Annotated in this window: 12 protein-coding genes; 2 read left to right on the top strand and 10 right to left on the bottom strand. The window is 71.8% G+C overall.

The genetic code is table 11. The annotated features are described in order from the left end of the window. Nucleotide 1 precedes the first annotated feature (1 nt). The 5 genes from IFT79_RS07525 to dusB form a co-directional block, all read right to left on the bottom strand. Nucleotides 2–1096, bottom strand: a complete 1095-nt coding sequence (locus IFT79_RS07525) for an ABC transporter permease (protein ID WP_055972446.1) — start codon at nucleotides 1094–1096, stop codon at nucleotides 2–4. Between the two features lie 158 nt (nucleotides 1097–1254). Then, the gene (locus tag IFT79_RS07520) at nucleotides 1255–2877 is read right to left on the bottom strand and encodes an ABC transporter substrate-binding protein (RefSeq protein WP_056045617.1); all 1623 of its coding nucleotides are present in this window, start codon (nucleotides 2875–2877) and stop codon (nucleotides 1255–1257) included. Nucleotides 2878–3105: 228 nt separating this feature from the next. Continuing rightward, nucleotides 3106–5013, bottom strand: a complete 1908-nt coding sequence (dnaG, locus tag IFT79_RS07515; RefSeq protein WP_173150935.1) for a DNA primase — start codon at nucleotides 5011–5013, stop codon at nucleotides 3106–3108. A gap of 112 nt (nucleotides 5014–5125) precedes the next feature. Continuing rightward, nucleotides 5126–6397 (bottom strand): deoxyguanosinetriphosphate triphosphohydrolase, encoded by a 1272-nt coding sequence (locus tag IFT79_RS07510; protein ID WP_082460243.1) that lies wholly within the window; start codon nucleotides 6395–6397, stop codon nucleotides 5126–5128. Between the two features lie 45 nt (nucleotides 6398–6442). Continuing rightward, nucleotides 6443–7600, bottom strand: coding sequence for a tRNA dihydrouridine synthase DusB (gene dusB, locus IFT79_RS07505; RefSeq protein WP_056045623.1), 1158 nt, complete (start codon nucleotides 7598–7600; stop codon nucleotides 6443–6445). Between the two features lie 15 nt (nucleotides 7601–7615). Here dusB and IFT79_RS07500 point away from each other — a divergent pair, with 15 nt between their 5' ends. Then, nucleotides 7616–8140 carry an aminoacyl-tRNA deacylase gene (locus IFT79_RS07500; RefSeq protein WP_082460244.1) on the top strand — a complete coding sequence of 175 codons (525 nt, stop codon included), beginning with the start codon at nucleotides 7616–7618 and terminating at the stop codon, nucleotides 8138–8140. On the opposite strand, the gene IFT79_RS07495 is transcribed toward IFT79_RS07500, so the two are convergent. The 5 genes from IFT79_RS07495 to IFT79_RS07475 all read right to left on the bottom strand — a co-directional run bounded on the left by IFT79_RS07495 (nucleotide 8130) and on the right by IFT79_RS07475 (nucleotide 13123). Further along, nucleotides 8130–8339, bottom strand: coding sequence for a hypothetical protein (locus tag IFT79_RS07495; protein WP_192123497.1), 210 nt, complete (start codon nucleotides 8337–8339; stop codon nucleotides 8130–8132). The two genes, IFT79_RS07500 and IFT79_RS07495, sit on opposite strands and share 11 nt — an antisense overlap. After that, nucleotides 8336–9004: a DsbA family oxidoreductase gene (locus tag IFT79_RS07490; RefSeq protein WP_192123495.1), complete on the bottom strand. Its 669-nt coding sequence runs from the start codon at nucleotides 9002–9004 to the stop codon at nucleotides 8336–8338. The genes IFT79_RS07495 and IFT79_RS07490 overlap by 4 nt, the downstream gene beginning before the upstream one ends. Further along, on the bottom strand, nucleotides 9001–10041 hold the full coding sequence (locus IFT79_RS07485; RefSeq protein WP_192123492.1) for a glycyl-tRNA synthetase: 1041 nt from the start codon (nucleotides 10039–10041) through the stop codon (nucleotides 9001–9003). The genes IFT79_RS07490 and IFT79_RS07485 overlap by 4 nt, the downstream gene beginning before the upstream one ends. A gap of 577 nt (nucleotides 10042–10618) precedes the next feature. Continuing rightward, nucleotides 10619–12004: a glycine--tRNA ligase gene (locus IFT79_RS07480; protein WP_192123490.1), complete on the bottom strand. Its 1386-nt coding sequence runs from the start codon at nucleotides 12002–12004 to the stop codon at nucleotides 10619–10621. 78 nt (nucleotides 12005–12082) lie between these two features. Further along, complete coding sequence (locus tag IFT79_RS07475) at nucleotides 12083–13123, bottom strand: aminotransferase class V-fold PLP-dependent enzyme (protein WP_192123488.1); 1041 nt, start codon at nucleotides 13121–13123, stop codon at nucleotides 12083–12085. Nucleotides 13124–13204: 81 nt separating this feature from the next. Between IFT79_RS07475 and IFT79_RS07470 the strand changes: the two genes are divergently transcribed. Next, the gene (locus IFT79_RS07470) at nucleotides 13205–14161 is read left to right on the top strand and encodes a LysR family transcriptional regulator (RefSeq protein ID WP_233568330.1); all 957 of its coding nucleotides are present in this window, start codon (nucleotides 13205–13207) and stop codon (nucleotides 14159–14161) included. Nucleotides 14162–14169: the final 8 nt, after the last annotated feature.

The raw sequence follows: 14169 nt of genomic DNA, 5'->3' as shown, positions 1-14169 counted from the left end.
GTCAGTACCTCACGCGGGGGTCGATCAGGGCGGCGATCACGTCGACCACGAAGTTGGTGACGGCGACGATGACGGCGAGCACGGCGACGATGCCCTGCACGGCGATGAAGTCGCGGGCCGACAGGTACTGCTGCAGCTGGAAGCCCAGCCCCCGCCAGCCGAAGGTGGTCTCGGTCAGCACCGAGCCGCCGAGCAGCATCGCGATCTGCAGCCCCATGACGGTGATGATCGGGATCAGGGCGGGCTTGAGCGCGTGAGCCCGGACGAGCCGGAACTCGCTGACGCCCCGCGACCGCGCCGCGTCGACGTACTCGGAACCGAGCGTGCCGATGACGTTGGTGCGCACCAGGCGCAGGAAGATGCCGGCGGTCAGCACGCCGAGCGCGAGGGCGGGCAGCACCGCGTGCGAGAGGACGTCCACGATGATCGTCGAGTTGCCCGTCCGCAGGGCGTCGACGATGTAGATGCCCGTGGGGTTGTCGATGCGCCCCAGGGCGATGGCGACCCGCGTGCTCGCACGACCGCCGAGCGGGAGCCAGCCGAGCCATACCGAGAAGGTGAGCTTGAGCAGCAGGCCCGCGAAGAAGACCGGGGTCGCGTAGGCGAGGATCGCCAGCACGCGCAGGATCGCGTCGGGCCAGCGGTCGCGCACGTACGCGGCGAGCATGCCGAGCGGGATGCCCAGCACGAGCGCGACGATCAGGGCGTAGAAGACCAGCTCGATCGTGGCACTGCCGTACTGGAGCAGGATGCCGCTGATCTCGCGGTTGTCGGTCGCGGTGGTGCCGAAGTCGCCTCGGACGATCTGGCCGAGGTACTCGAGGTACTGCACGATCACGGGGCGGTCGTAGCCGGCGGCGGCGAGACGCTCCTGCAGCTGGGCCTCGGTGAGACGCCCGCCGACGGAGGCGGTGATCGGGTTGCCGACCACGCGCATCAGGAAGAACACGAGCGTGACGAGGATGAACACGGTGGGCACGATGAGGATCGCGCGGATCACGATGTAGCGTCCGAGGCCGCCGCCGCCGGAACTCCGGGACTTCCCGGGACTGGAGGTGGGCGGTGCCGTGAGGGAACCGTCGGTGATCAGGGTCACGTCGTTGGGCCTTTCGATGGTGTGGTGCCGGTCGCAGACCGGAGGGGGCGCCCCGCGGTGTCGCGGGTCGCCCCCTCGGCGTACGGCCGTGGTGCGGAGTCCCCCGACCCCGGAGGCCGACCGGCGGACCGGCGGGACTCAGGGGACGGGGAGGCGCGTCAGCGGCTCAGCGCACCGTAACGGAACTTGAACGACGCGTCGAGCGTGTCGTCCACGCCCTTCACGTCGGACTGCGAGACGACGACCTGCGTGCCCTGCAGCAGCGGCAGGGTCGGCAGGTCGGCCGCGACGGCGTCCTGGATGTCCCCGATGGTCGCCTCACGAGCCGAGGCGTCCTGCTCACCGATCTCCTTCGTCAGCAGACCCTGGACGGTCGGGCTGTCGTAGTGGTTGCCGACGAAGTTGTCCGCGCTGAAGAACGGCGTCAGGTAGTTGTCGGCGTCCGAGAAGTCGGGGAACCAACCCAGCTGGTAGACGGGGTAGGCGTCCTCACGGCGCTCGGTGCTGTAGGTGTCCCACAGGGTCGACTGGAGGTTGACGGTGAACAGGCCGCTCGCCTCGAGCTGCGACTTGATCAGCGCGTACTCCTCGTCGCTCGACGCACCGTAGTGGTCGGGGCTGTACTGCAGGTCGATCGACACCGGGGTGCTCACGCCGGCGGCCGACAGGGCCGCGGCGGCCTTGTCGACGTCGGGGCCCCCCTGGCCGTCGCCGTAGAGGCCCTCGAGGGGCGTCGTCGCACCGGTCAGGCCGTCGGGGACGACCGAGTAGAGCGGCGTGTAGGTGTCGTTGTAGACGTCCTTGGCCAGGGCGGCACGGTCGACCGTGTCGGCCACGGACTGACGCACGGCCAGGGCCTTGGCCGGGTCGGCGTCGGGCTGCGTGGCACCGTAGGGCATGGTGTTGAAGTTGAACACCAGGTAGCGGATCTCGCCGCCGGGGCCGTTGTGCACGGTGAGCGCGTCGTCCTTGGCCAGGTCGGCCAGGTCGGTCGGGCTCAGGCTGCGGTTCGCGACGTCGACGTCGCCGTTCTGGACGGCGAGCTTGAGGTCGGTCTCTTCGGTGTAGTAGGTCGCCGTGACCGAGTCGGTCTTCGGGGCACCGAGCACGCCGTCGTAGGCGTCGTTCGCCTCGTAGGCGATCGTCTCGTTCTGCGAGTAGTCGGTGATCGTGTACTGACCCGAGAAGGCGTTGCCCTTGACGATGTCGTCGGCGTCGGTGAGCCCGGTCGCCGAGAAGACGTCCTCGTCGACGATCGGGCCGGCGGGGCTCGAGAGCACCTGGGGCCAGGTCTGGTCGGCCGACTTGAGCGTGAAGACGACGGTCGTGTCGTCGGGCGCGTCGGTGCTGGCCAGGTTGCCGAGCAACGACGACGGGCCGTTGGGGTCGGCGATGGCCAGCTGGCGGTCGAAGCTGAACTTGACGTCGCTCGAGGTGAGCGCGTTGCCGTTCGCGAAGGTCAGTCCGTCCTTGAGCTTGACCGTGTACTCGGTCGGGCTGGTGAAGTCGGCGGACTCGGCCAGGTCGGGCTCGACGTCGGGGCTGCCGTACGGGGCGTTCGTCAGGAAGCCGAACACCTGGTTCTGGACGGCGAACGAGCCGTTGTCGTACGAACCGGCCGGGTCGAGCGACGTGATGACGTCGGTCGTGCCGATGCTGAGACCGTCGAGGGCGTCGGTCGCGTCACCACCGGAGGCGCAGCCCGAGAGGACGAGTGCGGTGGCAGCGGCGCCACCGACGACGGCGAGGGCGCGTCGGGCGAGCGTGGAGTCGGATGTCATATCCGGTTACCTCTTTCTCTGTGTGCAAGGGGCCCCGGGCCGTGCTGTGGACGCGGCCGTTTCAGGGAACGTCCATTGGTAACACACACGTGAGCGCGAGACGGGCTCATCGCGCAACTGTTTACAGGCCCGCAACGAACCCTTGCCAACTGGTCGCCTCGAGGCCGGCGGCGCATCCTCGTGATGTATGCGCGTTCAGGCCCGAGTGCCACATGGCGGCCCCCGACCTCACTCTTGGCGGATGGACCGACGCTCGGCCTCGACGGCGGCGATCCGCACCTGGATCTCACGCCAGCGTTCGGGTTCGGTCTTCATGTCGGTGCGGAACGACTGCCCGAGCAGTTCGGACTTCTCGCGGATCAGGTCGCGCTCGACGATCGAGACGACGATGCCCCGACAGTAGGTCGTGATCTCGCGTCCCTCGCGCTCGGGGATGGGGGCGACGGCGAGCTCCTTGGCCAGGGCGTCGAACGGCGACGGCGTCTGGCCGAGGACGACGTCCAGCCAGTCGGCCGAGTCGAACCGGTCGAGGCTCGCGCCGATCGCGTCGCGGACGACGGCCAGCGCACCGTTCTCGATGCGTGCCCGTGCCGCCCGCTGCATGAGTTCGAAGCCGACCGTCGCCGGGTGCTGGAGCATCGCCATGAGCGCGTCGCGCTCGGTGCGGGTGGTCAGGTCGCCCGGGAGCGTCAGCAGGCTCGGGCCGGCGGGCTCGTCGGGCACCGGCGGCAGGCTCGTGATCGACTGCCGGCCGTCGGTGGCGTTCTTGGGCTGCGACCGCTCGAGCGCGTTCTGGGCCGAGGAGGCGCGACCCGCGTCGTCGACGGACCGCGCGACGTCGGCCGGGTCGAGCCCCAGCCACCCGGCCAGCGACCGCACGTAGCCCTGGGTCATCGAACGGTCCCGGATGCCCGCCACCACCGGCGAGGCCGCCCGGAGCGCCGACACGCGACCCTCGACCGTCTCGAGGTCGTGCCCGTCGATGAGCCGGCGGATCATGAACTCGAACATCGGACGCTTGGTCGAGATGAGGCGGCGCACGGCGTCGTCGCCGCGGTTCAGCCTGAGGTCGCACGGGTCGAGCCCGTCGGGGGCCACGGCGACGAAGGTCTGCGCGGCGAACCGCTGCTCTTCGGCGAACGCGCGTGACGCCGCCTTCTGGCCCGCCTCGTCGGGGTCGAAGGTGAAGACGACCTCGCCGCCGGTCGAGGTGTCGGCCCCGCTGACGTCGCCGAGCATGGGTCGCAGCACCTTGATGTGGTCCACGCCGAACGACGTGCCGCAGGTCGCGACGGCCGTCGTGACCCCGGCCAGGTGGCACGCCATCACGTCGGTGTAGCCCTCGACGATGACGACCTGCTTGCCCTTCGAGATGTCCCGACGGGCCAGGTCGAGCCCGTAGAGCACCTGGGACTTGTGGTAGATCGGCGTCTCGGGGGTGTTGAGGTACTTCGGGCCCTTGTCGTCCTCGAGCAACCGACGCGCGCCGAACCCGATGGTCGACCCCGTGACGTCGCGGATCGGCCACACCAGCCGCCCGCGGAAGCGGTCGTAGGGGCTGCGGTCGCCCTGGCTCAGCAAGCCCGCGGTGACGAGCTCGTCGTCGCGGTAACCGAGCCCCTTGAGGTGAGACCGCAGGGCGTCGAACGACTTGGGGGCGAACCCCACGCCGAACCGCTCGGCCGCGGCCGGGTCGAAGCCCCGCTCGCCGAGGAACCGGCGGGCGGGCTCGGCGTCGGCGGCCGTGAGGTGGTCCACGAAGAACTCGCGCGCGGCCTCGTTCGCCGAGATCAGACGCGCCCTGTTGCCGTGGTCGCTGGCCTGCCCGCCGTCCTCGTAGTGCAGTTCGAAACCGATGCGCGCCGCCATGCGTTCGACCGCTTCTTGGAAGGTCGTGTGGTCGGTCTTCATGACGAAGCTGAAGACGTCGCCGTCCTCACCGCAGCCGAAGCAGTGGTACCGCCCCACCTGGGGCCGCACGTGGAAGCTCGGACTGCGCTCGTCGTGGAATGGGCAGAGCCCCTTGAGCGACCCCACGCCCGCCCCCTTGAGCGTGACGTGGTCGCCGACGATGTCGGCGATGTTGGTGCGCGACCGGACCTCGTCGATGTCGTTGCGTTTGATCAGGCCGGGCACGTGTCGATTGTAGGTCGAGCCACCGACCACGCCGACCCGGGAGGTCGGCCGCGGGAGGACGAGGAGGCGCGGTGCGGCCGGTCGGGACCCGCGCCTCCTCGGCGACCCGCCGTCAGCGGCCGGCGGTGAGCCGGTCGTGCCATGCCATGGCGCTCTGGTCGGTCAGCGAGGCGACCTGGTCGACGACGACCCGACGCCTCGCGGCGTCGTCGTCCGCCGAGGCCCAGTCGGCGGCGAAGCCACGGTCGAGTTCTGACGGGCCCGCCTGCCACAGGGCGTCGGCGAGGCTCGTCAGGACCTCGCGCTGACGCAGGTAGATGGGCTGCCGGTTGTCCCGCGTCATGACGAAGGCCGCGACGATGCCCTTGAGCACGGCGATCTCGCCGATCACGTCCGGGGCGACGACCACCGACGCGCCGAAGCGCATCAGGGCGTCACCGGGATAGGACTCACGGGTCGCCTGGGTGGCCGAACCGGCGAAGCGTCCGATCAGCTGGCTCGTGAGGTTCTTGAGACGGGCCTGCGCGAACCGGCTGCCGTCGTACGACTCGAGCCAGAACGGCAGCGCCTGCAACCGGTCGAAGGCCTCGGTCAACTCGTCGCGACTGAGCTCCCCGCCGACCCACTCGTGCATGGCCGTCACGAGCGAGTCGTGGTCGACCCGCGCCCCGAGGGCGGCGACGTCGACGTAGCCGTTGACCACGGCGTCCTCGAAGTCGTGGACCGAGTACGCGATGTCGTCGCTGAGGTCCATGACCTGGGCCTCGACGCACCGCCGTCGACGCGGGGCACCCCGACGCAGCCACTCGAACGCGGCCGTGTCGTCGTCGTAGAAACCGAACTTCATGCGACCGCCCGGGTCGGGGATGCCCTGGGCCGCGGGCCACGGGTACTTGCAGCTGGCGTCGAGGCTGGCACGGGTGAGGTTCAGCCCGAAGCTGCGTCCCGTCGCGTCGATGACCTTCGGCTCGATGCGGGTCAGCAGTCGTAGGGTCTGCGCGTTGCCCTCGAAGCCGCCGATGTCGGTCGACCAGTCGTTCAGGGCCCGCTCGCCGTTGTGCCCGAACGGCGGGTGGCCGAGGTCGTGCGCGAGGCAGGCCGTGTCGACGACGTCGGGATCGAGGCCGAGGCTCGTGGCGAGCTCGCGACCGACCTGCGCCACCTCGAGCGAGTGCGTCAGCCGGTTGCGGGCGAAGTCGAGGCCGGCCGTCGGGCTCAGCACCTGCGTCTTGGCCGCCAGGCGCCGGAGCGCGCTGGAGTGCAGCAACCGGGCCCGGTCGCGGGCGAAGTCGCTTCGCCGGTTGGAGTGCTGCTCGGGCGCCCAGCGCTCGGAGTCGGCGGGGTCGTACCCGGGGGTGGCGCTCGGCAGGGCTTCGGTGGACACCGGGGCCTCTCGGTCGGGACGGGAAGGGATCTCGGGAGGGGGTGCCTAGCCGCCGCTGTGGTGCAGCTCGGCCGCGGCGAGCTCGGCCTTGAAGGCCTCGTCGAGCTCGCGGCTCTCGAGCCAGCGGTCGGGCAGGGCGGGCCGCTTCGGGCTGCCCGCACGGCCACGCGGCCCCTCGGCCGCCTCGCCGGGGTACTGCTCGTGGGGGTCCATCGTGGCGAGCAGGTCGTCGATCTGCTGCAACGAGTCGGCGAGGGCGAGAGCCGCCCGGACCTCACCGCCCACGGGGTAGCCCTTGAAGTACCACGCGACGTGCTTGCGCATGTCACGGCAGGCGCGGCCCTCGTCGCCCGACCAGAACTCGACCATGAGTTCGGCGTGGCGCCGGAAGGCCCGTCCCACCTCGCCGAGCGTCGGCTCGGCCTTCAGGTCCTCGCCGCGGAAGGCCGCGGCGAGGTCGCCGAACAGCCACGGCCGACCGAGGCAGCCGCGACCCACGACGACCCCGTCACACCCGGTCTCGTCGACCATGCGCAGGGCGTCGGCCGCCGACCAGATGTCGCCGTTGCCGAGGACCGGCACGTCGGTCACGGTCTGCTTCAGGGTGGCGATGGCGGACCAGTCGGCGGTGCCCGAGTAGAAATCGGCGGCCGTGCGGGCGTGCAGCGCGATGCTCGCGACGCCGGCCCCCTGGGCGGCTCGACCGGCCTCGAGATAGGTGAGGTGGTCGTCGTCGATGCCCTTGCGCATCTTGACGGTCAGCGGGATGTCGCCGGCGGCCTTGACGGCACCCTCGACGATCTCGCGGAAGAGGCCGATCTTCCAGGGCAGGGCCGAGCCACCGCCCTTGCGCGTGACCTTGGGCACCGGGCAGCCGAAGTTGAGGTCGATGTGGTCGGCGCGGTCCTCGGCGACGAGCATGGTGACCGCCTCGGCCACCGTGTTCGGCTCGACGCCGTAGAGCTGGATGCTGCGCGGCGTCTCGGACTCGTGGTGCTGGATGAGGCGCATCGACTCGGGCGTGCGCTCGACCAGCGCCCGACTCGTGATCATCTCGCTCACGTAGAGGCCGGCGCCGTACTCGCGACAGAGGCGGCGGTACGCCGTGTTGGTGATTCCGGCCATGGGGGCGAGCACGACGGGCGAGGCCACGTCGATCGGTCCGATCGAAAGGCCGCGCGAGGGCAGGGTGGTGGTGGACATCGTTACGATTCTCCCATGAGCGACGGCGGGCTGACGAGTGGTGTGGACGACGCGGACGTCGGGGGCGACCAGGGTCGACCCGACGGCGCGGACCGGGTGCGGGCGGACGCCGCTGCGCGCGGTCTCGCGGTCGAGATCGTCGCGCGCCCCGCGGCCGACTCGCTCGAGGCCGCTGCCGCTCTGCTCGGGCTGCAGCCGTCCGACATCGTGAAGAGCCTGGTGGTCAAGCGACACGACGGCTCGTTCCTGTTCGCGCTCGTGCCGGGCGACCGACAGATCTCGTGGGCGAAGCTCCGAGCCGTCGTGGGCGTCAACAAGCTGTCGATGCCGAGCGCCGACGTCGCCCTCGAGGTCACCGGGTACGAGCGGGGCACCATCACCCCCCTGGGCAGCTCGACCGCGTGGCCCGTGGTCGCGGACTCCCGAATCGTGGGGAGGCGCGTCGCCCTGGGTGCCGGAGCCCACGGCTTCAGCGCCTTCGTCGAGGCCGACGACCTCGTCGCCGCGTACGACGCGACCGTGGCCGACGTCAGCGACTGACGCCGCGCCTCCCGGGCTCGGCGGCCGGGGACCCGACCGCGGACGTGCCCTCGCCGACCAGAGGGACGACCAGACAGGAGTCCCCCTCACAGGCGACGGCGTCCGGTGCACCGAGCATGGTCAACGGCGCGGGCGGCGTCGCGACCGCGGCCCGGGCCACGGCCCCGGCCCCGGCCCCGGCCCCGCGGGAATCGCTCATCGGGCCACCTCGGAGGCGACCTGCTCGAGGGCCTGGACGAACGTCTCGGGAGCCTGGGCGCCCGAGATGCCGTACTTGCCGTCGAGGACGAAGAACGGGACGCCGGTGATGCCGAAGGCCTGTGCCTGGGCCTGGTCGGCCCGCACGTCGTCGAGATGACGGCCGGTCTCGAGGGCTTCGCGCGCCTCCTGCTCGTCGAGGCCGACCTCGGTGGCGAACACGACGAGATCGTCGACGCGGCCCACGTGACGGCCCTCCTCGAAGTAGGCGCGGAGGAGGCGTTCCTTCATCTCGGCCTGACGGCCGTTCGCCTTGGCGAAGTGGAGCAGCTCGTGCGCCTTGACCGTGTTGGTGTGCTGCAGGTGCTCGAAGTCGTAGGCGAGGCCCACCTCGGACGCGATGCCGGCGACGGTGTCGAGCATGCCGCGGACCTGGTCGGCGGGCATGCCCTTGTGCCTCGAGAGGAAGTCGACCTCGTCGCCCTCGAAGTCGACCGGGGTGTCGGGCGAGAGCTCGAACGAGTGGTACTCGACCTCGACGGAGCCGTCAAAACGTCGCACGGCCTCCTCGAACTTGCGCTTGCCGATGAAACACCACGGGCAGGCGATGTCGGACCAGATGTCGACCTTGACGGTCGCGGACGGGGTGGCTGGGTCTGCGGTCACGGCAGGCCCAACCCTCGGCCGTGCCCCGCCATTCCCCGCGCCGTCCCTCCGCCCCCCTCAGGCGCCCCCTCCGGCTCCTCCCCTGTCGGCAACTCCTGCCTCGTGCGCTGCCCGAGTCCGGCGAGCCGCCAGTTCCTGCGGCCTCGGGGGCCGAGCACCCGGGGCGTGCAGGAGTTGCCGACACGTGACCTGGGCGTGGGGCCACCCGCCGTGGCCACCAGGGCGTCGATCGCGGCCGAGGTGCGAGCCCACAGGTCACGCACCATGATCGTCCCCGCGCGGAACGGGACGAGCCCGTCCAGAGCGATGTCGGCGTCCTTGAGGCGGTCCTGGTCGAACCGCCTCTCGTGGTGCTCGCGACCGTCGGTCTCGAGACCGACGATGCCGTCGACGAGCATGTCGAGGACCTTGCCCGTGGTGCCGACGGGCACCTGCCGCACGACGTGGTGCCCGGCCAACCGGAGCCGCGTCCCGGCCGCCGACTCGAGGATGCTCTGTGCTCCCCCGTCGCTCCAGGCCACCAGGCCCGCGGCATCGACACGCTTCCGGGCGAGGACCTCGGCGGCGTCCTCGTCGTCGGTGACGAGGCTCATGCTGCGGGCCCAGTCGACCAGGATCACCGCGTCCTCGAGCGATGCCGCCTCGACGACCGCGCGGGCGAGGGCGTCACGTGGGTCCACCATCCAGGTCGAGCCGCGGGCTCCCAGAGCGACGGGGTCCCAGACCACCCGGACGCCCCGTCGACGTCGGAGGCGGGAGGCGGTCTCGGGTACCGAGACCGTGATCCGCGGGCGTCGCCACGACCAGGCGCCGAGTTGGTGCAGGGCAGCTGCCCCCGTGAGCCGGCCACCCACTGCGACGGCGACGAACCTCGGGTCGCGGGGCGGCCACGTCGAGTACCAGCCACGTCGGGGACGACGGACCGTGCGGGCGCGCACGGCGACGGTCAGGTGGCGGTCCGTGGCACCCAGCGCGACCAGGTCACGCTTGTGCAGCAGGCCACCGGCATCGGAGACGAGTTCGGCGATCGTGGTCATGCCGACAGCGTGCCGAGCGGTGCCCCTCTCCCGGGGCGGCCGAGGGCGGCTTGGGGACGGTGGCCGCGCGTGGCTCCCCTGGGGCCGAGACCTCGTCGCGGGGACTGCGACTCGGGCGACGGCAACTCCTGCCCCGTGCCTCGTGGGCCCGCGACACGCCACGTGGGCGGCGCGGGTCGCGGCACGAGGCAGGAGTTGCCGACGCACCGCCCCACGAACGAACCGGGCGCGGAGGCGCAGGGCGGCACGTGTCGACGCGACCGGGCGCGGAGCCGCGGGGCGGCGCGAGGGTGCGCGAAGCCGCAGCGCGGCGCGAGGGGGCACGGAGGTGCAGGGCAATCGGCTGAGCACGACGGAGCGCGGAAGTGCAGGGCGAACGGGCTCTGCACGAGGGGGTGCGGAGGCGCTCGGCGGTCGGCAACTCCGGGCCCGTGCCTCGTGGGCCAGCGACACGCCGCGTGGGCGGCGCGGGTCGCGGCGGGAGGCAGGAGTTGCCGACGACAGACGGGCCCCCGTCGTGCAACGCGTGCACGACCGGGGCCCGTCGCGGAGGGGCGGGCGCGAGGCGCCCCGGCGGCTACGCGCCGAGCAGCTGCTCGGCCAGGTAGGCGCGCAGCCCGGCCAGGGGGATGCGCTGCTGGGCCATGGTGTCGCGCTCGCGCACGGTCACGGCGTCGTCCTCGAGCGAGTCGAAGTCGACCGTGACGCAGAACGGCGTCCCGATCTCGTCCTGGCGGCGGTAGCGTCGGCCGATGGCGCCCGCGTCGTCGAAGTCGATGTTCCAGTACTTGCGGAGGTCGGCGGCGAGCCCGCGGGCCATCGGCGACAGCTGCTCGTTGCGGCTGAGCGGCAGCACGGCCACCTTGATCGGTGCCAGGCGACGGTCGAGCTTCAGCACGGTGCGCTTGTCGACGCCGCCCTTGGCGTTCGGCGCCTCGTCCTCGGTGTAGGCGTCGACGAGGAACGCCATGAGCGAGCGGGTGAGACCGGCCGCGGGCTCGATGACGTAGGGGGTCCAGCGCTCGTTCTTGGCCTGGTCGAAGTAGGTCAGGTCTTTGCCCGAGGCGGCGGCATGGGTCTTGAGGTCGTAGTCGGTGCGGTTCGCGACGCCCTCGAGCTCGCCGAACTCGCCGCCGGCGAACCGGAAGCGGTACTCGATGTCGACGGTGCGCTTGGAGTAGTGCGAGAGCTTCTCGGCCGCGTGCTCGTAGAGGCGCAGGTTCTCGGGGTCGATGCCGAGGTCGACGTACCACTGGAACCGCTGGTCGATCCAGTACTGGTGCCACTCTTCGTCGCTGCCGGGCTCGACGAAGAACTCCATTTCCATCTGCTCGAACTCGCGCGTGCGGAAGATGAAGTTGCCGGGCGTGATCTCGTTGCGGAAGCTCTTGCCGATCTGGCCGATGCCGAACGGCGGCTTGATGCGCGACGACTGCAGGATGTTGTCGAAGTTGGTGAAGATGCCCTGCGCGGTCTCGGGTCGCAGGTACGCCATGCCCTGCTCGTTGTCGACCGGGCCGAGGAAGGTCTTGAGCAGACCGGAGAAGTTCTGCGGTTCGGTCCACGAGCCGGGCTGGCCCGTGTCGGGGTCGCGGACGTCGGCCAGGCCGTTCTCGGGCGGGTGGCCGTGCTTGGCCTCGTACGCCTCGAGCAGGTGGTCGGCGCGGTAGCGCTTGTGGGTGTGCAGCGACTCGACCAGCGGGTCGCTGAAGACCTCGACGTGCCCGGAGGCCTCCCACACCTGGCGCGGCAGGATGACCGCCGAGTCGAGGCCGACGACGTCGTCGCGGCCCTGCACCATGGTCTGCCACCACTGACGCTTGATGTTCTCCTTCAGGGCAACGCCGAGGGGCCCGTAGTCCCAAGCCGAGCGCGAACCGCCGTAGATCTCTCCCGACTGGAAGACGAAGCCGCGGCGCTTGGCCAGGGCGATGACGGAATCGAGACGGTTGGGTGCTGCCACGTGTGATGCTCCGATGAGTTGAGGCCCGAGCTGGGTGCCCGGTCGGTCGAGGTACCCGGCAACTCTACCGGCGGTGCGTCACCGGCCGAGCGCGACGGCGACGGCCTCGACGTCGCCCTCGTCGTTCCAGAGGTGGAACGCCACGCGGACGCGACCGGCGCGCCCCGACACCACGAGACCGGCGTCGCCGAGGAGGCGCTGGTCGCGTCCGTCGGGATCGGCCCAGGTCACGATCGCGCGGCCCTGCGCCTCGATCCCGAGCCGCGAGCAGAGCGCGTCGCCCGTCCCGGCGGCGTGCGCCCAGGTCTCGTCGGGGTCGAGCGCGGCGAACGTCGTGAGCGCGGGCAGCGCCCCGGCCCAGGCCTGCCAGGCGGGCGACACGTCGAAGGCCCGCGCGTCCGTGGCGAGGCTCATGTCGGGGCCGTAGCACGAGGCCCACACGTCGTCGCCCGCGTACCAGCCGGCCTGGGCCGGGACCATGGCCTCCTGCAGCCGCTCCCCCACGGTGAGGAACGCCACCCCTCGCGGGCAGCACAACCACTTGTAGGCGTGCGTGACGCTGGCGTCGTACCGCGAGGCGTCGACGGGCCGCACGCCGGCCGCCTGCGTGAGGTCGCACAGCGTCAACGCCCCGTGTCGGGCCGCCGCGGCGACGATGGCGGCGTCGTCGGCGACCTCGCCGGTGGCGGACTGGACGGCCGACCAGGCCACGAGGTGCGTGCCGGGCCCGACGGAGCCGGCCAGCTCGGCCAGCGGGACGCTCCGCACCCGGATGCCCCGCGCCTCCTGCACCACGAAGGGGTAGACGATCGAGCTGAAGTCGCCCGTGGGCACCAGCGCCTCGGCGCCGTCCGGGACCGAGGCCGCGATGACGGCGACCATCGCCGACGTCTGCGACGCGATGGCCACGCGGTCGACGCCGACCCGGGCCAGACGCGCGAAGGCCGCGCGCGCCTCCTCGACGACGGCGCCGTAGGCGGCCGGGCCGGCCCGACCGGACGACCACCGGTCGAGGTCGGCGCGCGACGCCTCGATCGTGGACCGCATCGGCAGGCCCATGGTGCAGGCGGCCAGATAACCCGGTGCGGGGGCGAAGAGGTCGGGTCGGGACGCGGTCATGTCCTCAGGCTCCCCCCGTCGAGACCGGAGGACAACCACCAGTGTCTGAGGCCGATCATCACCGCGACTTATGATTCGACTGTGCCCGACGATCTCGACCTCGCGTCCCTGCGCGTCGTCCGCGCCGTGGCCGACACCGGCACCATCACGGCGGCGGCCGCCCTGCTCGGCTACAGCCAACCCGCCGTCAGCCAGCAGCTGCGTCGAGCCGAACGCCAGGTCGGGCAACCGCTCGTGCTCCGCGCCGGGCGCGGCGTCGCCCTCACCGAGGCCGGGCACAGGCTCGCCGCGCACGCCGTCCACGTGCAGGCGGCCCTCGACGCCGCACGGCAGGACCTCGACGACCTGGGCGGCGTCGCCACGGGCCACGTCACCCTGGCCGGGTTCCCCAGCGCGTCGTCGACGATCGTCCCCGACGTGCTCTCGCGCCTGCGCGACCGGCACCCGGGCCTCACGGTCGACTACGTCGAGGCGGAACCCCCGGAGGCGCTGGCACGACTGCGCGACGGCTCGGCGGACGTCGCGGTCACCTTCCGTCACGGGGGCGACCCCGGGGGCGAACGCGACCTCGACGGTCTGCTGCACCGCGCCTCCTTCGTCGACCGCACGGTGCTCGCCGTGCCGTCTGCCCACCCGTTCACGCGAGGCGACGACTTCGGCGGCCTGGCGCACGAGAGGTGGATCGGCGGATGCCCCCGCTGCCGGGGCCACCTGCTCGCGACCTGCGCCGCGTCCGGGTTCGAGCCCGAGATCGTGCTCGAGACCGACAACGCCCTGGCCGTGCTCGGCCTCGTCGCGGCGGGCCTGGGCGTCGCCCTGCTCCCGGGGCTCTCGCTCGTGTCCGCCGCCGTGCCTCGCGGGGTGCGGGTGGTGGAGCTCGACGACGGCCTCGCCCGCGTCGTGCACGTGGTCCACGGGCGTGGCGGCGACCGCGTGCCGAGCGTGCGGGCGGTCCTCGACGCCTTCGAGCAGGTGGACGGCGACGCGCTGGGCCTCGTGCCGGTGCCACGGGGCGAGCCGTCCACGGCGCCGGGTTAGGCTGGCCC

Source organism: Frigoribacterium sp. CFBP 8759 (genome assembly GCF_014841655.1).
Classification (GTDB): Bacteria; Actinomycetota; Actinomycetes; order Actinomycetales; family Microbacteriaceae; genus Frigoribacterium.
Note: the sequence above shows the minus strand (reverse complement) of the source record. Positions and strands in the feature narration are given on the sequence as shown.